At 70.1% G+C, this 23,337-nt stretch carries 22 protein-coding genes; 10 read left to right on the top strand and 12 right to left on the bottom strand.

What is annotated here, in order from left to right:
• Positions 1–6 precede the first annotated feature (6 nt).
• Positions 7–1,032 carry a LacI family DNA-binding transcriptional regulator gene (locus tag ASF40_RS10045; protein WP_235560204.1) on the bottom strand — a complete coding sequence of 342 codons (1,026 nt, stop codon included), beginning with the start codon at positions 1,030–1,032 and terminating at the stop codon, positions 7–9.
• A 176-nt stretch (positions 1,033–1,208) separates the two neighbouring features.
• Here ASF40_RS10045 and ASF40_RS10040 point away from each other — a divergent pair, with 176 nt between their 5' ends.
• From ASF40_RS10040 to ASF40_RS10025, 4 genes are all read left to right on the top strand, one after another.
• Complete coding sequence (locus ASF40_RS10040; RefSeq protein ID WP_056368636.1) at positions 1,209–2,504, top strand: ABC transporter substrate-binding protein; 1,296 nt, start codon at positions 1,209–1,211, stop codon at positions 2,502–2,504.
• Between the two features lie 85 nt (positions 2,505–2,589).
• Entirely contained in the window at positions 2,590–3,513 is a 924-nt protein-coding gene (locus ASF40_RS10035) for a carbohydrate ABC transporter permease (protein WP_056368634.1), read from the top strand.
• Between the two features lies 1 nt (position 3,514).
• Entirely contained in the window at positions 3,515–4,408 is an 894-nt protein-coding gene (locus tag ASF40_RS10030) for a carbohydrate ABC transporter permease (protein ID WP_082496989.1), read from the top strand.
• Positions 4,405–6,351 carry a glycoside hydrolase family 127 protein gene (locus ASF40_RS10025; RefSeq protein ID WP_056368632.1) on the top strand — a complete coding sequence of 649 codons (1,947 nt, stop codon included), beginning with the start codon at positions 4,405–4,407 and terminating at the stop codon, positions 6,349–6,351. The genes ASF40_RS10030 and ASF40_RS10025 overlap by 4 nt, the downstream gene beginning before the upstream one ends.
• Before the next feature lies 1 nt (position 6,352).
• Here ASF40_RS10025 and ASF40_RS10020 read toward each other — a convergent pair whose 3' ends face one another.
• Both ASF40_RS10020 and ASF40_RS10015 read right to left on the bottom strand, forming a co-directional pair.
• On the bottom strand, positions 6,353–6,643 hold the full coding sequence (locus tag ASF40_RS10020) for a DUF4287 domain-containing protein (protein WP_056368630.1): 291 nt from the start codon (positions 6,641–6,643) through the stop codon (positions 6,353–6,355).
• 11 nt (positions 6,644–6,654) lie between these two features.
• A complete protein-coding gene (locus ASF40_RS10015; protein WP_056368627.1) occupies positions 6,655–7,041 on the bottom strand; it encodes a cupin domain-containing protein in 387 nt (128 codons plus the stop codon).
• A 72-nt stretch (positions 7,042–7,113) separates the two neighbouring features.
• Here ASF40_RS10015 and ASF40_RS10010 point away from each other — a divergent pair, with 72 nt between their 5' ends.
• The gene (locus ASF40_RS10010) at positions 7,114–8,103 is read left to right on the top strand and encodes an ArsR/SmtB family transcription factor (RefSeq protein WP_056368625.1); all 990 of its coding nucleotides are present in this window, start codon (positions 7,114–7,116) and stop codon (positions 8,101–8,103) included.
• A 243-nt stretch (positions 8,104–8,346) separates the two neighbouring features.
• Positions 8,347–9,594: an MFS transporter gene (locus ASF40_RS10005; RefSeq protein ID WP_056368622.1), complete on the top strand. Its 1,248-nt coding sequence runs from the start codon at positions 8,347–8,349 to the stop codon at positions 9,592–9,594.
• Positions 9,595–9,740: 146 nt separating this feature from the next.
• Here ASF40_RS10005 and ASF40_RS10000 read toward each other — a convergent pair whose 3' ends face one another.
• The 7 genes from ASF40_RS10000 to ASF40_RS09970 all read right to left on the bottom strand — a co-directional run bounded on the left by ASF40_RS10000 (position 9,741) and on the right by ASF40_RS09970 (position 17,654).
• Positions 9,741–10,757: a LacI family DNA-binding transcriptional regulator gene (locus tag ASF40_RS10000; RefSeq protein ID WP_056368620.1), complete on the bottom strand. Its 1,017-nt coding sequence runs from the start codon at positions 10,755–10,757 to the stop codon at positions 9,741–9,743.
• A 94-nt stretch (positions 10,758–10,851) separates the two neighbouring features.
• The gene (gene yjfF / locus ASF40_RS09995; RefSeq protein ID WP_056368618.1) at positions 10,852–11,889 is read right to left on the bottom strand and encodes a galactofuranose ABC transporter, permease protein YjfF; all 1,038 of its coding nucleotides are present in this window, start codon (positions 11,887–11,889) and stop codon (positions 10,852–10,854) included.
• Positions 11,886–12,932 (bottom strand): ABC transporter permease, encoded by a 1,047-nt coding sequence (locus tag ASF40_RS09990; RefSeq protein WP_056368616.1) that lies wholly within the window; start codon positions 12,930–12,932, stop codon positions 11,886–11,888. Before ASF40_RS09990 ends, yjfF begins: the two co-directional genes overlap by 4 nt.
• Positions 12,929–14,494: a sugar ABC transporter ATP-binding protein gene (locus tag ASF40_RS09985; protein WP_056368614.1), complete on the bottom strand. Its 1,566-nt coding sequence runs from the start codon at positions 14,492–14,494 to the stop codon at positions 12,929–12,931. Before ASF40_RS09985 ends, ASF40_RS09990 begins: the two co-directional genes overlap by 4 nt.
• A 72-nt stretch (positions 14,495–14,566) precedes the next feature.
• Complete coding sequence (locus tag ASF40_RS09980; protein ID WP_056368612.1) at positions 14,567–15,556, bottom strand: ABC transporter substrate-binding protein; 990 nt, start codon at positions 15,554–15,556, stop codon at positions 14,567–14,569.
• Between the two features lie 220 nt (positions 15,557–15,776).
• Positions 15,777–16,811: a potassium channel family protein gene (locus ASF40_RS09975; protein ID WP_056368610.1), complete on the bottom strand. Its 1,035-nt coding sequence runs from the start codon at positions 16,809–16,811 to the stop codon at positions 15,777–15,779.
• 90 nt (positions 16,812–16,901) lie between these two features.
• On the bottom strand, positions 16,902–17,654 hold the full coding sequence (locus ASF40_RS09970) for a DUF1684 domain-containing protein (protein ID WP_056368608.1): 753 nt from the start codon (positions 17,652–17,654) through the stop codon (positions 16,902–16,904).
• Between the two features lie 180 nt (positions 17,655–17,834).
• Here ASF40_RS09970 and ASF40_RS09965 point away from each other — a divergent pair, with 180 nt between their 5' ends.
• From ASF40_RS09965 to ASF40_RS09950, 4 genes are all read left to right on the top strand, one after another.
• Complete coding sequence (locus ASF40_RS09965) at positions 17,835–18,209, top strand: PadR family transcriptional regulator (protein ID WP_056368606.1); 375 nt, start codon at positions 17,835–17,837, stop codon at positions 18,207–18,209.
• Position 18,210: 1 nt separating this feature from the next.
• Positions 18,211–19,590 carry a permease prefix domain 1-containing protein gene (locus ASF40_RS09960; protein ID WP_056368604.1) on the top strand — a complete coding sequence of 460 codons (1,380 nt, stop codon included), beginning with the start codon at positions 18,211–18,213 and terminating at the stop codon, positions 19,588–19,590.
• 85 nt (positions 19,591–19,675) lie between these two features.
• Positions 19,676–20,767 (top strand): DNA polymerase IV, encoded by a 1,092-nt coding sequence (locus ASF40_RS09955; RefSeq protein WP_442922695.1) that lies wholly within the window; start codon positions 19,676–19,678, stop codon positions 20,765–20,767.
• Positions 20,768–20,836: 69 nt separating this feature from the next.
• Entirely contained in the window at positions 20,837–21,733 is an 897-nt protein-coding gene (locus tag ASF40_RS09950; protein WP_056368602.1) for a helix-turn-helix transcriptional regulator, read from the top strand.
• 131 nt (positions 21,734–21,864) lie between these two features.
• On the opposite strand, the gene ASF40_RS09945 is transcribed toward ASF40_RS09950, so the two are convergent.
• Complete coding sequence (locus tag ASF40_RS09945; protein WP_056368600.1) at positions 21,865–22,260, bottom strand: DUF2255 family protein; 396 nt, start codon at positions 22,258–22,260, stop codon at positions 21,865–21,867.
• Positions 22,261–22,274: 14 nt separating this feature from the next.
• Positions 22,275–23,255 (bottom strand): aldo/keto reductase, encoded by a 981-nt coding sequence (locus tag ASF40_RS09940; RefSeq protein WP_056368598.1) that lies wholly within the window; start codon positions 23,253–23,255, stop codon positions 22,275–22,277.
• Between the last annotated feature and the right edge of the window lie 82 nt (positions 23,256–23,337).

The raw sequence follows: 23,337 nt of genomic DNA, 5'->3' as shown, positions 1-23,337 counted from the left end.
CCCGCGTCAGCGACGCGGGATCGTCGACCCCCTGATGACCAGACGGACCGGCAGATGGTGTGTTCCGTCACCGATGTCGACGCCGTCGATCGCGTCGAACACGCGCTGCGCGGCCTGACGCCCGAGCTGCTGGAGGTTCGCGTCGATGCTCGTCAGCTGGGGGCGCGAGTTCGTCGACAGCACCTCCCAGTTGTCGTAGCCGATCACCGCGAGATCCTCCGGAACGCTTCGCCCGAGGTCGCGGGCCGTGTCGAGCACGCCGCGCGCGATCTGATCCGAGCCGCAGAAGATCGCGTCAACCTCGGGGTGACGCTGCAGCAGCAGGGCCGCAGCATCCCTTCCCCAATGCTCGGTCCACTCCGCGAACATCGGCTCGCCGACGAGCTCGAGCCCCCCCGCCGCCAGCGCCGCCCTGGCTCCCGCGATGCGATCTTGCGCGGCGGCGTAAGACGGGTCGCCCGTGATGTGGGCGATGCGCGTGCGCCCACACGAGATGAGGTGCTCCACCGCCATGCGACCGCCGGTGTAGTTGTCGGGGGTGAGGGACAGGTCGCGGGGGTCGTCCGACGGCGCGTACGCGTAGACGACGGGCACCGGGATCTCTTGACCGAGCGACGGCCGCGGATCGGTCTGCCGGCCGACGACGATGATCCCGTCCACGCGGCGGCTGAGCAGCGCCCTGAGGTGGTGCTGCTCGCGGATCGCGTCGCCGCGAGCGTCGCACAGGAAGACGCTGACCTGGCCCGCGCCGAACGCATCCTCGGCACCCATCAGGATCGGGATCATGAAGCGACCTTCGAGGTCGCTCGTCAGGAGTCCGACCGTTCCCGTGCGACCGGCGAGAAGGCCTTTCGCCATCGCGTTCGGCGTGAACGCCAACTCTTCCGCGGCGCGCAGCACGCGCTGCCGGGTGGCGACGGCGACGTCGTCGCGGTTGTTGAGCGCCTTCGAAGCGGTAGCTATCGACACTCCCGCCCGTCGAGCCACATCGCTCAGGGTCGCGGCCTTGGAGCCGGTCTCGTTCGCTGCCACGGGCACCTCCTTCGGTGCTGAAACGTTATCGAAGAACCTACTTGACGTCATGATAATCGCCGCGATAACTTGCTCGAAATGGCTTTCGCTCATTTCGAGAGCCCGTGCACCCCACCGCAGCGGTGCCGACCCGATCGGCGTCATCCGCTCGAAGAAGAGCCAGAGGAGACAGTTGCATGAACACCACCCGACGTCGTGCCGCGCTGCGAGCGGCCACGGCCCTCGTCACGGCGGGCGCGCTCATCGGAGGCCTCGCCGCCTGCGCCGGCAGCGACACCCCCGCCCCGGCCGAGTCCATCCCCGCTGAGGGCGTCGACGACGGTTCGACGCTGACGCTGTGGACCCGCGCCCCGATGGAGGCCCAGGCGAACCTCCTGGTCGACGCGTACAACGAGAGCCACGAGAACCAGGTCGAACTGACCGTCGTGCCCAACGACGACTACGTCGCGAAGGTCGGCGCGGCCGCCGGATCCGGGGGTCTCCCCGATCTGTTCGCCGCCGACATCGTCTACGTGCCCAACTGGGTGCAGCAGGGGCTGTTCGCCGACATCACGGAGCAGATCGACGGCCTTTCCTTCAAGGATTCGATCAACCAGGGCCACCTGTCCGCGGGCACCTACGAGGGCGCCGAGCACGTGCTGCCTTTCGTGCTCGACCTGTCGATGCTCATGTGGAACAAGGAACTCTTCGAGGAGGCGGGCCTCGACCCCGAGAAGGCCCCGCAGACGCTCGCCGAGTTCGCCGACGCCGCGAAGGCGATCCAGGACCTCGGCAAGGACGGCGTGTCGGGCACTTCGGCGGGCCTGAACTGCGGCGGATGCCTCGTCTTCACCTGGTTCCCGACGATCTGGGCCTCGGGCGACGAGGTGATGAACGAAGACGGCACCGAGTCCCTCCTCAACAGCGACGCCGCGCAGGAGGTCTACTCCACATGGAAGGACCTCTACGACGCGGGCGCGGTGGCACCGGGTTCTGCCGATGAGACCGGACCCACCTGGGTCGCAGGCTTCCAGGAGGGCAAGGTCGGCATCATGCCGTACCCGGCGACGCTCCTCTCGGGGCTCGAGTTCGACGCCGGCGTGGCCGGCCTTCCGGGTATCGACAGCGGAGCCTCGACGTTCGTCGGCGGTGACGGCATCGGCATCTCGAAAGACTCGAAGCTGTCGCCCCAGGCGTGGAACTTCCTCGCGTGGATGATGTCGGAGGACGCCCAGGTGCAGGTGCTCGCCAAGGCGGGCAACGCCGTCTCGCGCTCCGACCTCGCTGACAACGAGTACGCCGCCGAGGACCCGCGCCTCGTCACCATCAACGAGGTGGCCGGCCAGGGTGACACGCCCGTGGCGCTGCAGTTCCAGCAGGCGTTCAACGCCCCCGGAAGCCCGTGGCTGACGCTGGTGCGCAACGCCGTGCTCGAAGGCACCGACACGGTCGACGCCGACAACGACGAGATCACGGCGGTCCTCAGCCAGTGATCCTCGCGGGCGGTGCGCATCGCACGGCGATGCGCACCGCCCTTCTTCTCCCTCCCCTCCCGCATTCCCCACCCGAAGGAGCGACGTGGCCTTCTCCACCGTTGCGCGCCGAGCGAGAGCACCGCGCAAGAACCGCCCGAGCCGGTCGGCCCTCGGCGGCCCACTGCAGGGTTGGCTCTACGCCCTGCCGACGGCGCTGTTCGTGGCCGCCCTGTTCCTCATACCGCTGCTGCTCGTGCTGCAGATGTCGGGGTCGGACTGGCCGCTGCTGCGCGGGAACCAGGGCTGGAACTTCCCGCAGAACTACACCGAGGCCGTCGACCTGCGGCTGTTCTGGGACTCGATCTGGTTCACGCTGAAGTACACGATCATCACGACCGTGCTCCTCATCGGCCTCGGACTCGGACTCGCCATGCTCGTCCAGGAGTCCACGGCGTGGAAGGGCTTCCTCCGCACGTCGTTCCTCATCCCCAGCGCACTGGGCCTGGCCTCGGCATCCCTCCTCTTCTATGTGCTGTACTCCCCGTTCGCCGGGCCGTTCGCCGATCTCATGCAGAAGTGGGGATTCACCTTCCTGGGCACGCCCGAGGGTGCGCTGTGGTCGACGGTGTTCCTCATCGTGTGGCGCTACGCGGGGTTCTACATGCTCCTGATGCTCGTCGGCCTCCAGGGCATCCCCGACGACGTCTTCGAGGCCGCGCGCATCGACGGCGCCTCACGCTGGCAGACCTTCCGGCACATCACGGTCCCGCTGCTGCGTCCCACCTTCGCGCTCACGATCGTGCTCTGCGTGACGGGGTCGCTGCTGGCGTTCGACCAGTTCTACATCCTGACAAAGGGCGGACCCGACAACAGCACCATGACCATCGTGCAGCTCATCTACAACGTCGCCTTCCAGGGCCGCAACGACCTCGGCATCGCCGCCGCTCTGTCGGTCATCGTGCTCCTGGCGCTCATCGTCATCAACGTGATCCAGCTGCGGGCGTTCCGCAAGCCTGAGGAGGCGTGACATGGCCCTCACCGACACCACCTCGACCCGCACGATCGTCGCTCCCGACCATCGGCCGACGCGCGCTCATCACGGCGCCGGACGCCGGGTGCTCGGCATCCCTTATGCCGTCTTCACCGGCGCGCTCGCGATCATCTTCCTCTACCCGCTGGTGTGGACGACCGTCTCGTCGTTCAGCCCGCAGGCCGGCTCCGCGCAGACAGAGGGCTGGGGCTTCGGCAACTACGTCTCGCTCGCGAACTTCCAGGCGGGCATCTGGGTCTACCTCGGCAACTCGCTGTTCGTGTCGCTGCTCACCGTCGTGCTGACACTCATCACGTCGTTCCTCGGCGGCTACGCGTTCGCGCGGTTCTCGTTCCCCGGCAAGAACCTGCTGTTCCTGCTCGTGCTCGCGATCCTGATGGTGCCGTACGCGACGCTGCTCATCCCGCTGTACGTGATCCTCAACGCGATCGGCCTCAACAACTCGCTGGTAGGCGTAGCGCTGGTGCTCACGATGTTCCAGCTGCCGTTCTCGATGTTCATGATGCGCATCTCGTTCGAGTCGATCCCGCGCGAGATGGACGAGGCCGCCCTCGTCGACGGCTGCAACAGCTTCTCGGCGCTGTGGCGGGTGCTGCTTCCGGCGGTCAAGCCCGGACTCATCACCGTCGGCCTGTTCGCCTTCCTCACGGCCTGGAACGACTTCATCGCACCCCTCATCCTCATCAACGACACGAACCGGATGACGCTGCCACTGGCAGTCGCGAACCTCCGGGGTCAGGTGATGGGCGTCGTCGACTACGGCGCGACGGAAGCAGGCGTCGTCGTGCTCGCGCTGCCGTGCGTCGTCCTGTTCCTGGTGCTCCAGCGCCACTACGTCCGCGGATTCATGTCGGGAGCCTTCAAGGGATGACCATGCAGATCACCACCACCGCACCTCAGGCGCCCGTCGCCCCGTCGAGGGGACGCCTGCGCCCGCTGGGCCAGAACGAGGTCCGCATCACCGGCGGCTTCTGGGGTGACCGCCAGGCGGTCAACGCGGCGGGCACGTTAGCCCACATCGGCGCACGACTCGAGTCGGAGGGCTGGCTGCCGAACTTCGACCTGGCCGTCTCGGGCGGGCTGCCCGAGGGGCGCCGCGGCCGCGAGTTCTCGGACTCCGAGGTCTACAAGTACCTCGAGGGCCTCGCCTGGGAGATCGGTCGCACGGGCTCCCCCGAGCTCGAGCAGCGTTTCCGCGAGGTCGTGTCGCGGGTGTCCGCGGCCCAGGAGCCGGACGGCTATCTCAACACCAGGTTCGGCCGCCCGGGTCAGGGCGCACGGTGGTCCGATCTGGAGTGGGGCCACGAACTGTACTGCCTCGGCCACCTCTTCCAGGCGGCGGTGGCGCGGGCACGCACCCGCCCCCATGCCGACGACGGGCTGCTCGAGGTGGCGCGGCGTGCCGCCGACATGGTGTGCCGCGAGTTCGGCGCCGACGGGCGCGACGCGATCTGCGGCCACGCGGTCGTCGAGGTCGGCCTCGCCGAACTCGCCCGCGTCACGGGCGACGACCGCTACCTCGAGCAGGCGCGGCTGTTCGTCGAGCGGCACGGCCGCGGGACCCTCCGCGACATCGAGTGGGGCCGCAAGTACTACCAGGACGATATCCCGGTCCGAGACGCCGAGGCGCTGCGGGGCCACGCCGTGCGGGCGAACTACCTCGCAGCCGGCGCCGCCGACGTCGCGATCGACACCGGCGACGACCGGCTGCTCGAAGCGCTGCGCGGCCAGTGGGACCGCACCGTCGCACGCCGCACCTACATCACGGGCGGCCAGGGCTCCCACCACCAGGACGAGGCGTTCGGTGAGGACTGGGAGCTGCCCGCCGACCGCGCGTACTCCGAGACCTGTGCGGGCGTCGGATCGATCATGTTCTCGTGGCGACTGCTGCTGGCCGGGGCAGACCCCCGCCACGCCGATCTCATCGAGCGCACGCTCTACAACGTCGTCGCCACCTCGCCCGCACCCGACGGCCGGGCGTTCTTCTACGCGAACACGCTGCACCAGCGCGTGCCGGGCATCCCCGCCGACCCCGACACGACGTCGCCGCGCGCCTCGTCGTCGCTGCGCGCGCCGTGGTTCGAGGTGTCGTGCTGCCCGCCGAACGTCGCGCGCACGCTCGCGAGCCTCGACGCGTACGTCGCGACCGCCGACGGCGAGGGCGTGCAGCTTCAGCAGTACGCGCCGGCATCAGTGCGGACGACGCTGCCCGACGGCCGCGTGATCGCGTTCGACGTCGAGACCGACTACCCGGCGTCGGGGCTTGTCCGGGTGATCGTGACGGATGCCGCGCCCGACGCCGAATGGACGCTCACGCTCCGCGTGCCCGCGTGGGCCGGAGGCGCGCGCCTGCGGGTCGTTTCCTCGAGCGGCGAGGTCGCCGCCGAGTCGGACGCCGCGCCCGGTGCCGTCGAGGCACGACGGGCCTTCCGGGCGGGAGACGTGGTCGAGCTCGACCTCCCCATGGCACCCCGGCTGACCGCTCCCGACGAGCGCATCGACGCCGTGCGCGGATGCCTCGTCATCGAGCGCGGCCCGGAGGTGTTCGCCCTCGAATCGGTGGACCTCGCCGTCGCCGGCGTCGACGACGTGGCCCAGGTCGCACTCGCACCCGGCGCCGCGCCCGTCGAGCGCGACGGCCGCGTGTGGATCGACGTCGTGCGACACGGCGAGAGCGACGCCTGCTGGCCGTACGGCGAGCCCGGCGACGAGCCCGGGGGCGCAGCATCCGTTCAGGTCCCGCTGGTGCCGTATCACGAGTGGGCCGAACGCGGCCCCTCCACGATGCGGGTGTGGATCCCGGCCGCGACCTGACTCAGGAGTTGGGGTTCGTCGCCTTGCCGTCGAGCCACAGCGTGTTCGACGGGTCGGAGTGGGTGGTGTCGGTGCCTACGTGCTTGTCGCTGATCTGCGGACCCTTGGTGATGACGTGCACGATCGCCATCGCGTGGCCGCGGCCGAGGCCGTAGTCGGCGGCGAGCCACTCGACGATCGGCGTCGCCTTCGTCGTCTCGTCGAAGCCCTTCTCGTGGGCCTTCTCGATGAGCTGGCGCGGCGTGAGGCCGGTCTTCGACTCGATGTTGTCGAGGTATGCCTGGAACGACATGTGTGATCTCCTCAGTTGCCGGTGGACGGGATGTCGAGCACTCCAGGAGCATCCTGCCACTCCTGGATGATGCGGTCGGAGGCGTGGATGCACAGCACCCGCAGCCGCCCGGTGCCGCAGTTCTTGAAGCCGTGCCACGCGCCGGCTGGTGCCGTGGCGGTGTCACCGGCGACGGCGTGAAGCACGTCGCCGTCGATGGTGATGCGCGCCTCGCCCTCGAGCAGCACCCACGTCTCGGGGTACGGATGACGGTGGATGTCGGGCCCCTGCCCCGGCTCGTTGTCGACGAAGAAGTACGACACGCCGGCGGCGTGCTCGGCGCCGATGAAGCGGCGCAACGTCCCTGTGCCAACGCGGGTGTCGGCGGCAGGGACGATGTCAGGGATCGCGATGCTCATGGAGTGCTCCGTCCTGTAGGTCTGTGTGGTCCCACCCTCGTCGTCGGCACCTGCGGACCCTATAGTTTCGATGTGGATCGAAAGTTCGTCGACTTCCAGCTCGCGCCGGACGACCTCACGGCGATCCGTTTCGGGATCTCGCCCGGCCACGAGCTGTGCCACGCGGTGCGCGCGAGCCTCCGGCCCGACGAGTACCCGCTGCAATGGGGATGGATGCGGGCGACCCGCGGTGCCATCCCGCGCGACGACTTCGAGGTGCTCGCGCTGCTGATCCGCGACGAGGGCTACTTCCCCGACTTCCTCACCACCACTCCGACGTGGGAGCTCACGCCGGAGGCCGAGGCCGCGCGCCTGCGCGATATCGACGACGAGCGCTTCCAGGTCGACATGACCAAGGTGCTGGTCCGCACGGACGGCGCACGCCGTGCAGCGGTGCAGCGGATGCTCGAGCAGCCCGACCGCGCCCGGGCGATGATCGCCGAGGCGTGGCTGTCGGTGTGGAACTCCGGCATCGCGCCGGTGTGGACGCAGCTCGAGCGGCTGCTCCGCGCCGACATCGCCGTGCGCTCGCGACGCATCGCCGAGAGCGGCATCGGCGCGATGATCCAGGGCCTGCACGACCGCGTCGCATGGTCGGACGGAGCCGTGCGCGTCACGATGCGCATCTGGAGCGAAGTGGTCGACTGCCGCGGCAGCGGCCTGGTGCTCGTGCCGTCGGTGATGGGTGCCACGGGATGCTTCGTCCTCACCGAACCGCCCGCGCAGCCGACGCTGTTCTACCCGGCGCAGGGCGTGACGGCGACGTGGGCGCGCGATCCAGCGGATGCGGCGTCGGCGCTCGGCGCGCTGCTCGGCCCCGCCCGCGCGCGCATCCTCCTCGACGCGCACGAACCGCGCACCACCTCGCAGGTCGCGCGCGACACCGCCTTGGCGATCTCGACGGCCTCGCACCACCTCACCGTGCTCCGTGACGCGGGCCTGCTCGCGAGCACACGCGACGGCGCCCGGGTGCTGCACCGGCGCACCCCGCTCGGCGAGGCGATGGTCGGCGCCGTGCTCTGACCGGGTCGGCCGGCGTTCGGGGCGCGCGCTGCGCGTTCGGGGCGCGCGACGTGCGCCCCGAACGCGCGCAACGCGCCCCAAACCCTGAGAAGTCGGGGCCCAGAGCCCGGCCAGGGCCTGCCCAGGTGGGCCACGGTAGACTGGCAGTGCCCATTTCGATGTGCATCTACCTGTCTGCGGCTCCCGGCTGCGCACAAGGCGGCACCAACAGCCGCCGACCCCCGGCGCATGTCCAGGAGCAAGATGCACACGACACTCGTCGAGACCGACACCGCTGCGCGCGCCGCCGTCCGGCGCCCGAGCCTCATCCGCGAGGCGGGGTACGCGTACTTCCCCATCGCGCTGATCGCGCGCCTGCCGTTCGCGATGATGGTGGTCGGCATCCTGACGCTCGTCGTCTCGGCGCGCGGTTCGCTCGCGCTCGGCGGCGCGACGAGTGCCATGACCGGCCTCGGCACCGCCCTCGTCGGCCCGCTGCTCGGAGCCGCAGCTGATCGCTTCGGCCAGCGCCGTGTGCTGCTGATCGCCGGCGCCGCGAACAGTGCGATGCTCGCGACGATGGCGTGGCTGGCTTTCGCGCCGGTTCCGGATGCTGCGCTCCTCGCCGTCGCATTCTTCATCGGCGCGACCATGCCCCAGGTCGCCCCGCTCTCCCGCAGCCGCCTCGTCGGCATCATCGGCCGGGCGTACCCGAAGGAGCGCCGGACGCCCGTCGTGAACGGTGCGATGGCGTACGAGTCCGCGGCGGACGAGATCGTGTTCGTCTTCGGCCCGGTGATCGTGGGCCTGCTCGCGACCACCCTCAACCCCGCCGCGCCGGTGATCGGCGCCGCCGTGCTGGGCCTGGTCTTCGTGAGCGCGTTCGCGCTGCACCCTACGGCGCAGACCGCCACTGCGGCCGCTGGTGCCGCGCGGCCGGAGCAGGCGCCCGTGCGCGAGCTCTTCCGTCCGCGCGTGCTCGCCCCGGTCGTGGGGGCGCTGGGCATGGGCCTGTTCTTCGGAGCGATGCTCACCTCGCTCACGGCCTTCATGGCCGAACGCGGCGTGCCCGAGCAGGCCGGACTCGTCTACGGCGCGATGGGCATCGGCTCGGCGGCCCTCGCCCTGGGCGTGGCGCTGTTCCCGGCGCGCTTCACGCTGCGCGCGCGGTGGCTGACGTTCGCGTCGATCCTCGTCGCGGGCACCATCGCACTGCCGTTCGTCGGCAGCATCGGCGCGATCGCGATCTGCCTCCTCGTGATCGGCGTCGGCATCGGCCCCACGCTCGTCTCGCAGTACAGCCTCGCCGCCGCGTTCAGCCCGCGGGGCCGTTCCGCCACCGTGATGACGATGCTCGGCTCTGCCATCGTCGTCGGCCAGTCCGCAGCATCCGCTCTCACCGGTCTCGTCGCCGACGCCGCCGGAGCCGGCACCGCACTCGTCGCGCCGCTGCTCGCCGCGTCCGTCGTGCTGGGCGCGGGCGTCTGGAACGCGTTCGCCTCGCGCCACTGAGATTCGCGTTCCCGTCCTCAACTGAGGACGAGAGCCGAGACGAGGGTCCGCACCGCCGTTCCGCTCCGCATCCCGGCACATTCCCTCAAATGAGGATGCGAGCCGCGAGTGCGCCGCGAGTGCGCCGCGAGCGAGCCGCGGCGCGCTCAGACGGCGCGGGTGCTCGCGCGCACGATGAGCTGCGGCACGCGGGTGGGCGGCGGCGCCGTCGCCTCCTCGTCCTGCAGCTGGGTCAGGACCGCGGCCATCGCGTCGCGACCGAGGCCGACGAAGTCCTGCCGGGCGGTGGTGAGCGGCGGCGAGAAGTGGGCGGCCTCGGGGATGTCGTCGAACCCGACGACGCTCACATCCCCGGGAACGGCGAGCCCCGCGTCGGCGAGCGCGTGCAGCAGCCCGAGCGCCATCTGGTCGTTCGCGGCGAACACCGCGCCGGGCGCACCCTCGCGCACGAGCTCCGTGCCGATGCGGAACCCCGCCTCGGGGGACCAATCCCCCCGCGGCGCTTCACGCCCGATGAGTCCCCCCTCCGCGAGCTGATCGCGCCAGCCGCGCAGCCGTTCCTCGGCGTCCATCGATCCCACCGGGCCCGCGATGTGCACGACGTCCCGGTGGCCCAGCTCGAGCAGGTGCGAGACGGCCGCGCGCGCGCCCTGGTACTGATCGAGCGTGACACGGATGCCTCGACCGCGGGACTCCGACGCGATCGAGACGAGCGGCACCCCGAGCTCCCAGCCGTCGAACGCGTCGAGCGCCGAGCGCTCGGCGGCGAGCAGCACGATCGCCTCGACGTTCTGCCGGATGAGCATCTCGGTCGCGGAGCGCAGCGTCGAGGCCGCGGCATCCGCGGGATTGGTGGCGATGACGGCGTACCCCGCGTCGCGGGCGGACTCGTTGAAGTTGAGCACGACGCTCGACGGCCCGTAGTCGGGCAGCCCCGTGGCGACGAGGCCGATCGTGCGTGAGCGCCTGGTGACCAGCGCCCGCGCCGCCTGCGAGGGCACGTAGCGCAGCTGCTTGATCGCGTTCTCGACACGTTCGCGCGTCGCGGGGCGCACGTTCGGCAGGTCGTTGAGGACGCGCGACACCGTCTGGTGCGAAACACCGGCCAGGCGCGCGACGTCGAAGATCGTCGCGACGCGGTTCCGGTCGCCGTTCGCGCTCACGTGCTGCGCCCGCTCCCCTCGGGAACGTGGTGGCCCGCCCCGCTCCCCATTATCCCGACCGACGATTGCCCCAGCGCGCGTCCCACGCCCCGAGTCATCGCCGTCGCGCCGTCAGCACGCGCTGCAGCACGATGAACACGAGGAGCAGGACGCCGATGAAGATCTTCGTCCACCACGACGACAGCGTGCCCTCGAACGTGATGATCGTCTGGATGATGCCGAGCACGAGCACGCCGAGCACCGATCCGAGCACGAAGCCGTAGCCGCCTGCGAGCAGCGTGCCGCCGATCACGACCGCGGCGATCGCGTCGAGCTCGGTGCCGATCGCCGTGAGCGGGTAGCCCGAGAGCGTGTAGAAGGTGAACAGCACACCCGCGAGGCCCGAGCAGAAGCCGCTCACGACGTAGACGAGCACCTTCGTACGCGCCACCGGCAGGCCCATCAGCATGCCGCTGTGCTCGCCGCCGCCGATCGCGTAGACCGTGCGGCCGAAGCGGGTGCGGTGCAGCACCCACACTGCGACGGCGACGACGATCAGCGCGATGATGACGCTCCACGTGATCGACATCCCGCCGCCGAGCGGCAGCCGGCTGACGGCGAGCGCGATGAACGCCGGGTCGGTGATCGAGATCGAGCTCTGGCTGATCACGTAGCAGAGGCCGCGCGCCAGGAACATCGCGGCGAGCGTCGCGATGAACGGCTGCACTTTGAAGTAGTGGATCATGAGGCCGACGAGCAGGCCCAGCGCGCTCGTCGCGACGAGGATGAGCGGGATGACGACGGCGGCCGGCAGCCCCGCCTGCAGCAGGCTGGCGGCGATCATCGTCGACAGTGCCACGACCGCTCCCACGGACAGGTCGATGCCGCCGGTGAGGATCACGAACGTCATGCCCACCGCGAGCACGATGAGGTACGCGTTGTCGACGAAGAGGTTGAGCAGCACCTGGCCGCTGAGAAAGCCCGGGTAGCGGATGCCGCCGATCACGAACACCGCGACGAACAGCACCGCGGTGACGAGCACGGGACCGTACTTCGGGCTCGTGAACGCGTCGCGGATGCGCGCTCCGAGGCCCTTCGGCGCCTTGCGCGAGACGCCCGTCGTCGGCGCGGGGGCCGGAAGGAGAGTCGTCATGCGGATGCCACACCCTTTCCTGTGCGCACGGCGAGGCTTCGTCGCCATGAAGCGAGCGCCTGGTTCGTCGTCGGCGACTGCAGCAGGCAGACGACGGTGACGACGGCGGCTTTGAAGACCATGGTCGCGATCGGCGGGATGCCGACCGTGTAGACGGTCGTGACGAGCGTCTGGATCACGAGGGCGCCGACCAGCGTGCCCGCGAGCGAGTACCGGCCGCCGGCGAGCGACGTGCCGCCGATCACCACCGCGAGGATCGCGTCGAGCTCGATGAACAGCGCCGCGTTGTTCGCGTCGGCCGCCATGGTGTTGGCCGTGAGGATGAGGCCCGCGATCGCCGCGCAGACCGCCGAGAACGTGTACACGACGAACAGCAGTCCGCGCGCCCGGATGCCCGCCTGTCGCGAGGCCTCCGGGTTGATGCCGACCGACTCGATCATCATGCCGAGCGCCGTGCGGCGGGTGAAGACGGCAGCGAGCACGAAGACGAACGCGGCGATGTAGACCGCGATCGGGATGCCGAGCCAGAAGCCCGATCCGAGCGCCTTGAACGGCGGGCTCGTGACGGTGAGGATCTGCCCCTCGGTGATGAGCATCGCGACGCCACGGCCTGCGGTCATGAGGATGAGCGTCGCGATGATCGGCTGGATGCCGATGACCGAGACGAGGAATCCGTTCCAGACGCCCAGCACGAGCGAGATGAGCAGGGCCACGACGATCGCGACGGCGACGGTGGCGGGATTGCCGGGATCCGGCGAGCCGAGCAGGATGCTGCAGGCCACCGCACCGGAGATCGCCGCGACCGCGCCCACCGACAGGTCGATGCCGCGTGTCGCGATCACGAGCGTCATGCCGATCGCCACGATCAGCGTGGGGGCGCCGTTGCGGAGGATGTCGATCAGGCTGCCGTAGAGGTTGCCGTCCCGGATCGTGATCGCGAAGAAGCCGGGCACCGCGATCACGTCGATGATCAGCAGCACCGCGAGCATCACGAGGGGCCAGAACAGCCGGCTCGAGACGAACCGGGCGAGGAGGGCGGTCATGCGGAGGCTCCCGTGTCGGTGTCGTCGCCGCTGCCCTCGGCGATGAGGGCGAGCAGGCTGTCGACGGTGAGATCGTCGTTGACGAGGTCGGCGACCTTCTGTCGGTCGCGCATCACGATGATGCGGTGGCTGAGGCGCAGCACCTCTTCGAGCTCGGCGCTGATGTAGACGACGCTCATGCCGTTCTCGGCGAGGCTCACCACCAGCTTCTGGATCTCGGCCTTGGCGCCGATGTCGATGCCGCGCGTGGGCTCGTCGAGGATGAGCAGGCGCGGCGCCACGGCGAGCCACCGGGCGAGCAGCACCTTCTGCTGATTGCCGCCCGAAAGGTTGCGCACGATGGCGTCGGGGTTGGCGGGGCGGATGTTGAGCGCCTGGATGTAGCTCTGGGCGAGCTCGTCCTGCCGCTTCTTCGGGATGGGCCGGAACCATCCGCGATCGGCCTGCAGGGCGAGCACGATGTTGTCGCGCACGGTGAGTTCGTCGACGACGCCCTCCGAACGGCGGTTCTCGCTCGAGAACGCGATGCGCCGCGAGAGCGCCTGGCGCGGGGTGCGCAGCTTCGCCTGCTCGTCGCCGATGGCGACGCTGCCGCTGTCGACGCGGTCGATGCCGCCGAGGAGGCGCGCCACCTCGGTGCGACCCGAGCCGAGGAGCCCGGCGAAGCCGACCACCTCGCCCTCGTGGATCGTGACGTCGACGGGCGCGACCGCTCCCCGGCGCCCGACGCCCTGGGCGCGCAGGAAGATCGTCGGGTCGCCGGCATCCGCTTCCGTCTCGCGGACGCGCTGCTCGAGGTCGTCGAGCGCGGCGATCTCCTTGCCGATCATCTTCTGCACCAGGTCGATGCGCAGCAGCTCCGGCGTCAGGTACTCCCCCACGAGGCGGCCGTTGCGCAGCACGGTCAGGCGGTCCGCGATCTCATAGACCTGGTCGAGGAAGTGCGAGACGAACAGGATCGCGACGCCGCTCTCCTTGAGCGACCGGATGATGCGGAAGAGCTCTGCGACCTCGTCGGCGTCGAGGCTCGAGGTCGGCTCGTCGAGGATCAGCACACGGGCGTCGATGTTGATCGCGCGCGCGATGGCGATGAGCTGCTGGATCGCGAGCGAGTGCGAGCCGAGGAGCGACGCGGGGTCGACCTCCAGCCCGAGGCCCTCCAGCACGTCGCGCGCCTGGAGACGCATGCGGCGCGTGTCGATCGCGCCGAAGCGGCGCGGCTCGCGGCCCAGCATGATGTTCTCGGCGACCGACAGGTTCGGCAGGAGGTTGACCTCCTGGTACACCGTCGAGATGCCGGCGTCCTGCGCCTGCGCCGTGGAGTGGAACGACACCTCGTCGCCACCCAGGGTGATGGTCCCGGAGTCCGCCTGGTAGACGCCGGTGAGCGCCTTGATCAGCGTCGACTTGCCGGCGCCGTTCTCCCCCATGAGCGAGTGCACCTCGCCGGGGAACATGCGGAACGAGACGCCGTCGAGGGCTTTCACGCCCGGGAACGAGATCGAGATGTCGGTCATCTCGACGACGGGCTCGGGCGCGGGCGGGCGCGTGGTGTCGGTCATCCTGGGTTCTCCGTCGAACGAGGGGCGACGGGGACGGATGCCGCGGCATCCGTCCCCGCCACGTTCCGGTTCTCAGTACTGCCGGTCGGGCAGTGCCTCGATGGCCTGCTCCTGGGTGAAGGTGGTCTCTTCGGTGATGATCCTCGGCTCGACGGTGCCGCCGTCGTTGAGGGTCTTGATGATGTCCACCAGCTGGTTGCCGAGCAGCGGGGAGCACTCGACGATGAAGTTGATCTTGCCGTCGGCGAGTGCCTGCATGCCGTCGTGCACCGCGTCGACGGTGACGATCTTGATGTCCTCGCCGGGGACGAGGCCCGCGGCCTCGATCGCCTCGATCGCGCCCAGACCCATGTCGTCGTTGTGCGCGTAGACGAGGTCGATGTCGGGGTTGGACTTCAGCATGGCCTCCATGACCTGCTTGCCCCCGGCGCGGGTGAAGTCGCCGGTCTGGCTCGCGATCACCTCGAGGTTCTCGTTCTGACGGATCACGTCGGCGAAGCCCTCGGCGCGGTCGATCGCGGGAGCCGCGCCGGTCGTGCCCTCGAGCTGGACGATGTTGACCTTCTCGGTGGTGTCCTTGTACTGGTCGAGCACCCAGAGGCCGGCCTTCTTGCCCTCCTCGATGAAGTCCGAGCCGAGGAAGCTGACGTACAGCGAGGTGTCCTTGCTGTCGACGGCGCGGTCGGTGAGGACCACCGGGATGCCTGCGGCCTTCGCCTCGTTGAGGACGGCGTCCCAGCCGGTCTCGACGACGGGCGAGAAGGCGATGTAGTCGACGCCCTGCTGGATGTACGAGCGGATCGCCTTGATCTGGTTCTCCTGCTTCTGCTGCGCGTCGGAGAACTTGAGCTCGATGCCCGCGTCGGCGAACGCGGCCTGGATGTCCTTGGTGTTGGCAGTGCGCCAGCCCGACTCGGCGCCGACCTGCGCGAAGCCGACGACGAGCTCGTCGAGAGCCTTCGGCCCCTCGGACTCCGTGCCGGTGCCGCCGCTGCCGGACGCGCAGCCCGCGAGGCCGAGGATCAGCGCGCCTGCGGCGGCGATCGAAAGCAGCTTCTTCATGTGAGTGAACCTCCTTGTTCATCCGGGCGCGAGGCTGGCCGCAGCGCTCTTGGTTCCGGAGCGGCCGACATGGCCGCGATTCAGGATGTTAGCGCTCACTGTTAGCGCTCACAAGCGGTTGTGTGCCGTGATCATGCAACGAACAGGTAACGGATGTGAGCGCGAACATTCCGTGCCGCCCCTGCCCGAGCCATCGGTCGGGCAGCCAGGCGTCCGGCGACTACCGCGTCGCGTCGGCGAGGAGCCGGCGCATCTCGGCCATCGTCTCCTCTGACTGCGCCAGCAGCGCCCGCAGGCGCTCGACGGTGTTCTCATGGTCGGCCTCGCGGACCTGGGGCTCGAGCCCGGGCGATTCCGGCGTGCCCGCGATGGGCGCCCCCGGTCCACTCCCCTGGCCCGCCGCGGCCCCTGCTTTCACGGCGCCCGCCACCGCTCCCGCCGCGACGCCCTTCGCAGCGTGATCGGCGATCGACGGCGCCTCGGTGTGCGAGGTGGTCGCGGCGTCGGTCGCCGCCGGGGCCTCAGCATCCGTCTCCGCATCTTCGGCCGCCTTGCGCGGACCGAGGAAGAGGTTCGCGAGGTAACCGGTGAAGGTACCGAAGATGCCGACGCCGACCACGATGATCAGCGTGCCGATCATGCGGCCGACATTGGTGACCGGGTACTGGTCGCCGTAGCCGACGGTGGAGATCGTCACGATCGTGTACCAGAGCGCGTCGGAGGCCGAGGTGATGTTCGCACCGTCGGCGTCCTCCTCGACGTAGAGGATCGAGATGCTGCCGAACTGCAGCACCAGGATGCCCATCAGCAGCAGGGTCATCAGGGCGCTGTTCGCACGGTCGTGGATGAGGGTGGTCCACACGGTCCGCGGGCCGAGTTCGCGCAGCAGCCGGAAGACCCGCAGCAGGCGGAACAGCCGCAGGATCTTGAACTGCGGGAACGGGAGGCTGGCGAGCAGGTCTGCCCAGCCGAAGCCGCGGAAGAAGTAGCGCGACGCCTTCGGCGCCGTCGAGATGCGGTAGATGAAGTCGCCGAGGAAGATGGCGCTGAACAGCGCATTCATGACCGAGAGCACGAGCTCGAGCGCGGTGTCGCCGGCGATCGCGTACATCAGCACGAGGTTGAGGATCGAGATGATCGACAGCGCGCCGATGAAGATCTCGTACGCGGTGTTCTTGAGCTCGGACCGCGCCTCGGCGCGGGCTTTCGCCCGCGCGCGAAAGCGCTCGCGCATGTCGGAGAGGGAACGGGCCATGGCGAGGCTCCTCGTATCGGGCGATGCCGGACGCGCTCCGGCCGTGGCCCCATTGTGCTCGCACCCGACCCCGGGGTGCGAGCACCACTCTCACGCGGTTTCGGTGATTCTCTCCCCCGCTTCGACACGGACGGCGAGGCGGTTGTTCGCCGGCGGGAGCGGGCACACGTAGTGGTCGCTGAACGCGCACGGCGGCAGGTACGCCTGGTTGAAGTCCACGGTCACGGTGCCGTCGGCCGCGGGCGCGTCGATCTCGAGGAACCGGAACCGGTAGGCGTCGATGTTGCTCGTCGCGTCGGCGATCACCGCGCTGAGCCCGTGGGCGGGATCGCCCGTGACGGTGAGCTCGACCGGCGACCCGTCGACCTCGAGCGCGATGGTGCCCACCGCGGGCTCCTCGCGCTCGTAGCCGTCGACGCTGCGGATCACGTTGATCTCGCCCTCGGCCGCAGGGCGGAAGATCCCGGGGAGCGCCCACGCATCGTCGTGAGGGAACGACAGGATGCCGCGCAGTCGCGTACGGCCGGGAGTCTCGGGGTCGAACACGCGCAGGGCAGGCGAGCCCTCGCGGCTGATCGCCTTCAGCCGGACGCTTCCCACATCGAGGTGCTCGCCGGGAGCGAGCACGACGTCGTCGGCCGGAGCACCGGGCGCGTCGGCGCGGAGCCCGGCGCCCGCGACCTTGCCGTCGACCGCCCGCCACACCCCGGGTGCCCCGTCGTACTCGCGCGGCTCTGTGTCGAGCCAGTGCGTGTGGCGCAGTGCGGCGATGCCGTGCTCGCTCGACACGGCGCGCCAGCGTGCGTCGGTGACGGTGTCGGGGGTGCTCGCGGGGAGGGTCATTGAATTCCTTCGTCCGGGGAGGGGCGGTTCGCCCTTCCATCCCAACACGGCGCGGGCGACCGCATTCCCGCGGTGAGCCCCACGGCGACGCGAGGTGTCACGCGGCGTCACGGTGCATACCTTGCGGTTCTATGTAACTTGTACTTCTATGTACCTAGGACTTCTAGGCATGGAGGCGATGTGAAGATCGGCAAGGACCTGGTCGCCGCGGCGGCGACGCCGATGGTGCTCGGCATCCTCGCGGAGGGCGAGTCGTACGGCTACGCGATCCTGCAGCGGGTGGGCGAGCTGTCGGGCGGAGAGCTCGAGTGGAGCGACGGCATGCTGTATCCGCTGCTGCACCGGCTCGAGCGCCTCGGGCACGTCGAGTCGTCGTGGGGGGCCTCCCCCAGCGGCCGACCGCGCAAGCACTACCGGCTCAGCTCCACCGGCCGCGCGGCGTTCGCCGAGCAGCGGCAGCAGTGGGCGGTCGTGAGCCGGGCTCTGCAGCGCGTGTGGGCGGATCGCGACGGCGGCACCGACTTCGCCGGCATCCCGTCGTTCGGAGGGGCCTGACATGGCCGAAGACCTCGACCCTCGCATCGAAGAGCAGATCTCGACGTGGCGCGCGTACGTCTCGCGCCCGGAGGCGATCGACGGCCGCGACGTCGACGAGCTCGAAGACCATCTGCGCGGCCAGATCGACCGGCTCGAGGCATCCGGTCTCGATGGCGACGAAGCGTTCCTCGTCGCGGTGAAGCGGCTCGGCGGGCTCGACGACCTCTCGCGCGAGTTCGCGCGAGAACACTCCGAGCGGCTCTGGAAGCAGCTCATGTTCCAGGACCAGCCGCGCGCCCCGCGGACCGGCGGCGGGCTGCCGCTCGCGGTCGGACTCGCGGTGGCGGCCGCGGTGGCGGTGAAGATCCCGGCCCTGTTCGGCATCCAGTTCGCAGAGAACGGCGACTTCTACGGCCGTTGGTACGCACTGCTCGTGCTGCCGTTCCTGGCGGCGTACTTCCTGGTACGACGCAGGGCGGTGCTGCTGACCATCGCGGTCGTGGCGGTGCCGTTCGTCGCGGCCGCCGTCGTGATGGCGGTCTACCCGTTCGCCCCGGGCGGCGCGACACTCATGCTCGCGGCGACGCACCTCGTCGTGGTGCTGTGGCTCGTCACCGGCATCGGCTATGTCAACGGGCGCGTCCGGTCGAGCCGCGTCCGCATGGACTTCATCCGATTCACCGGCGAGTGGGTGGTCTACCTCGCGCTCATCGCCCTCGGCGGCGGCGTGCTCATCGCGCTCACGATGGGGGTCTTCGCCGCGATCGGCCTCGACGCGGGCTGGTTCGTCGAAGAAGTCATGATCCCGTGCGGCCTCGCGGGCGCGATCATCATCGCGGCGTGGCTGGTCGAGGCGAAGCAGAGCGTCATCGAGAACATCGCCCCGGTGCTCACGAAGCTCTTCACACCGCTGTTCACGCTGCTGCTGCTCGCCTTCATCGTCGCGGGCCTCATCCAGGGCAACCTCATCGACGACAGCTCGACCGAGATGTTCGGCCAGCGCGACCTGCTCATCCTCTTCGACATCGTGCTCGTCGTCGTGGTCGGCCTGCTGCTGTACGCGCTCTCGGCGCGCGACCCGCTCGCGCCGCCCTCCTGGTTCGACCGGATGCAGCTCGTCATGGTCGTCGCGGCGCTCGTCGTCGACATAATGGTGCTCGTCGCGATGATCGGGCGTATCGCCGAGTGGGGAGCGAGTCCCAACAAGCTCGCGTCGCTCGGGCTCAACATCATCCTGCTCGCGAACCTCGCGGGTGCGGCCTGGCTCCAGCTGCGGTTCGCGATGCATCGCGCTCCGTACGAGCGTCTCGAGCGCTGGCAGACCGGCTTCATGCCCGTCTACCTCGCGTGGGCGGCGATCGTCGTGGTGGTCTTCCCGCCCGTCTTCGCGTACGCGTGATGGATGCCTCGGCCCGGCGAGTACGCGCGGGTGTCGGCGACGGCGCCTAGTCTCGTGTCATGCGCCGGTCGCGAGGGGCGGGATCGTGAGCGACATCGCCGCGCCCGCGCCCCGGCGCTGGGTGCTCCACGTCGACCTCGACCAGTTCATCGCCGCCGTCGAGATCCTGCGCAAACCCGAGCTCGCGGGCAAGCCCGTCATCGTCGGCGGCCGGGGCGACCCCACCGAGCGCGCGGTCGTCTCCACGGCGTCGTACGAGGCGCGGGAGTTCGGGGTCGGGTCGGGGATGCCGCTGCGCATCGCCGCGCGGAAGATCCCGGACGCCGTCATCCTGCCGGTCGACGCGCCGCTCTACCTCGCGGCATCCGAGGAGGTCATGGCGACGCTGCGCGCGCAGCCGGGAGCCGTGGTGCAGGTGCTCGGGTGGGACGAGGCGTTCGTCGGCGTCGACACCGACGACCCCGAAGGCTACGCCCGCAGGCTGCAGCAGGACGTGCTCGACCGCACCCGCCTGCACTGCAGCGTCGGCATCGGCGACAACCTGATCCGGGCGAAGAACGCCACCGACTTCGGCAAGCCGCGCGGCACTTTCCACCTCACCGCCGCCAACTGGCTCGAGGTCATGGGGCACCGCCCGACGATCGCCCTGTGGGGCGTGGGGTCGAAGATCTCGAAGCGGCTCGCGATGCTCGGGATCGAGACGGTGTCCCAGCTCGCCGTCGCCGACCCGGATGCCCTCACCCGCGAATTCGGGCCGAAGATGGGGCTCTGGTACCGCCAGCTCGGTCGTGGCGACGGGTCGAACGTCGTCGACGACACCCCGTGGGTCGCACGGGGCCACAGCAAGGAGACGACGTTCCAGGTCGACATCGTCGAGCCGGACGAGATCGAGGACGCCGCTCGCAGACTGCTCGGCGAAGTGCTCGACGAGGTCGCCGCCGACGACCGCCCCGTCGTGGGGCTCGGGCTGAAGGTGCGCTACGCGCCGTTTCTCACCAAGACGTTCACGAAGAAGATCCCGTCGACGTCCGACCGCGAGGTCGTGCTGGCCCGCACGATGGAGCTCGTCGCGAAGATCGAGCCCGGCAGGCCCATCCGCCTCCTCGGCGTGCGTGCCGAGATGGCGATGCCGGACGACGCCCGCGACGGCCACACGCCCACCCGCAGCGGCTGGTGATGTGACGCCGGGGTTGACGGGCACTCGCAGAGCCTGTCAGCACGGGGTCCCGCCCCGTAGCGTGGAGTCATGGCTGACATCCGCGCCGAGGTGAAGGAGTTCCTGAGCTCCCGTCGCGCCCGGCTCACCCCCGAACAGGCGGGGCTGCCCGCATACGGCGGCAACCGCCGGGTCGCGGGCCTCCGCCGCGAGGAGGTGGCGATGCTCGCCGGTGTGTCGGTCGATTACTACGTGCGCCTCGAGCGCGGCAATCTCGCCGGTGCGTCGGAGGGCGTGCTCGACGCCGTCGCGCGCACGCTGCAGCTCGACGAAGCGGAGCGCGAGTACCTGTTCGACCTCGCGCGCGCAGCCGGCCCTGGCCGCAAGCCCGCCCGCCGCCCCTCGCCGACGGTGCGGCCGGCGGTGCAGCAGGTGCTGGACGCGTTCACCGAGGCCCCGGCCTGGGTGCGCAACGGCCGCCACGACATCCTCGCGGCGAACCTGCTCGCCCGAGCGCTCTACTCCCCCGTGTTCGACGATCCACGCCGGCCCGTGAACACCACCCGGTTCGCGTACCTGAACCCGGCCGCGCGCGACTTCTGGCGCGACTACGACCAGATCACGCACGACTCCGCCGCGATGCTGCGGATGGAGGCGGGCCGCAACCCGCACGACCCCGACCTCATCCGGCTCGTCGGCGAGCTCTCCACGCAGAGCGAGCTGTTCCGCGAGCGCTGGGCCTCGCGCGATGTGAAGTTCCACCGCAGCGGCCTCAAGCGCCTGCATCACCCCGTGGTCGGCGACCTCGAGCTGACCTACGAGTCGATGGACCTGCCGAGCGAACCGGGCCTCGTGCTCAACGTCTACACGGCGCCGGCGGGTTCTCCGTCGGCCGACGCCCTCACGCTCCTGGCGTCGTGGGCGGCGACGCAGGCGGCGGAGTTCGCCGCACACGACGCATCCGCGACCGCCGCCTCGCCGCGCTGAGCGCTGCCTGCACCTCTGTGCGTCGCTCCGAAAATCGGACGAACGACGCGTTTCCGGACCCGCGGCAGCCGCAGCATCCGGAAAGCGAGCGGAAGTCCGAATTCCGGATCGGCGAAGTCAAGTCGGCGGGATCAGACGGGCAGGACGACGAGGGTCGTTGCCGCGGCATCCGTTCCGGTGATCGGCCTCACGTACGCCGCACCGTAGCGGTCGTACTTGGCGTGCAGCTCCGCGTCGACGTCAGGCGCCACGGCGGGGTCAGCGAGGCGGAACGTCACGTCCTTCGAGATGCCGCCCGCCGTCACGCGACCGGTGCCCGACCGCACCGCGCGGCGGAACCAGCCGTTCTCGGGGCCGTGCGCCGACCGGATGTAGAGGGCGTCGCCGACGGCTGCGTGCCAGATCGTGACGGCCGGGCGAAGCGTCCCGTCGGGCCGCCGCGACGAGATGCGCAGCTCGGTGGCCGCGCCGATGCGGCGCAGCTCCGTCGCATCCCAGGCCGCCTGCGGCTGCCGGTTCGTGCTCATCGTACGCTCCCTTCTCAGAGCCCGACCATCGCCATGCCGGAGTCGTCGTAGCGGTTGCCCGCCACGACCGCGGCGAGCGCGTCGAGCATCGCGATGTCATCGGCCGACAGCGCCACGGTGGTCGAGCCCGCGTTCTCGTCGACGCGCTCCCGACGGCGGGTTCCCGGGATCGGGACGATCGACGGATGCCTCGACAGCAGCCACGCGAGGGCCACCTGGCCGGGCGTCGCCCCGCGTGCGGCGGCGACCTCGCGCACGCCGTCGACGACCGCCTGGTTCGCGCGGAGGTTGTCGGGCTCGAAGCGCGGGACGCGGCCGCGGATCTCGCCCGCGCCGAAGGTGGCGTCCGCCGAGACGGTGCCCGTCAGGAACCCCTTGCCCAGCGGGCTGAACGGCACGAACCCGATGCCGAGCTCCGCGCAGGTCGGCAGCACCTCGGCCTCGGGGTCGCGCGTCCACAGCGAGTACTCGCTCTGAACGGCCGTCACCGGGAACACCGCGTGCGCGCGACGGATGGTCGCCGCACCGGCCTCAGAGAGACCGAAGTGCTTCACCTTGCCCGCAGCGACGAGTTCGCCGACCGCGCCCGCCACGTCTTCGATGGGCACCGCGGGATCGACGCGGTGCTGGTAGAACAGGTCGATCGCGTCGACGCCGAGGCGCTGGAGCGAGGCGTCCGCGACCCGCCGGATCTGCTCGGGGCGCGAGTCGGTCCCGACCATCTTGCCGTCGACGATGTCCCAGCCGAACTTCGTCGCGACGACCACGCGGTCGCGGATCGGGGTGATGGCCTCACCGACGAGCACCTCGTTGTCGTACGGTCCGTACACCTCGGCGGTGTCGATGAACGTCACGCCCTGATCCACGGCGTAGCGGAGCACGCCGATCATGTCGTCGCGGTCGCCGGGGTTCGGGCCGTAGCTCATCGACATCCCCATGGCGCCGATGCCGATCGCCGAGACCTCGAGGCCCTGGCCGAGCTGCCTGGTGTGCATGGTTCCTCCTCGTGCCGCAGAGCGTTCGCCCGCGGCATCCTTCATCCCACTCCTGTCAGCCTGCGCGCGGGAGACCCCGCTG

This window comes from Microbacterium sp. Leaf288 (assembly GCF_001422925.1).
In the GTDB taxonomy this organism is placed as follows: Bacteria; Actinomycetota; Actinomycetes; order Actinomycetales; family Microbacteriaceae; genus Microbacterium.
Note: the sequence above shows the minus strand (reverse complement) of the source record. Positions and strands in the feature narration are given on the sequence as shown.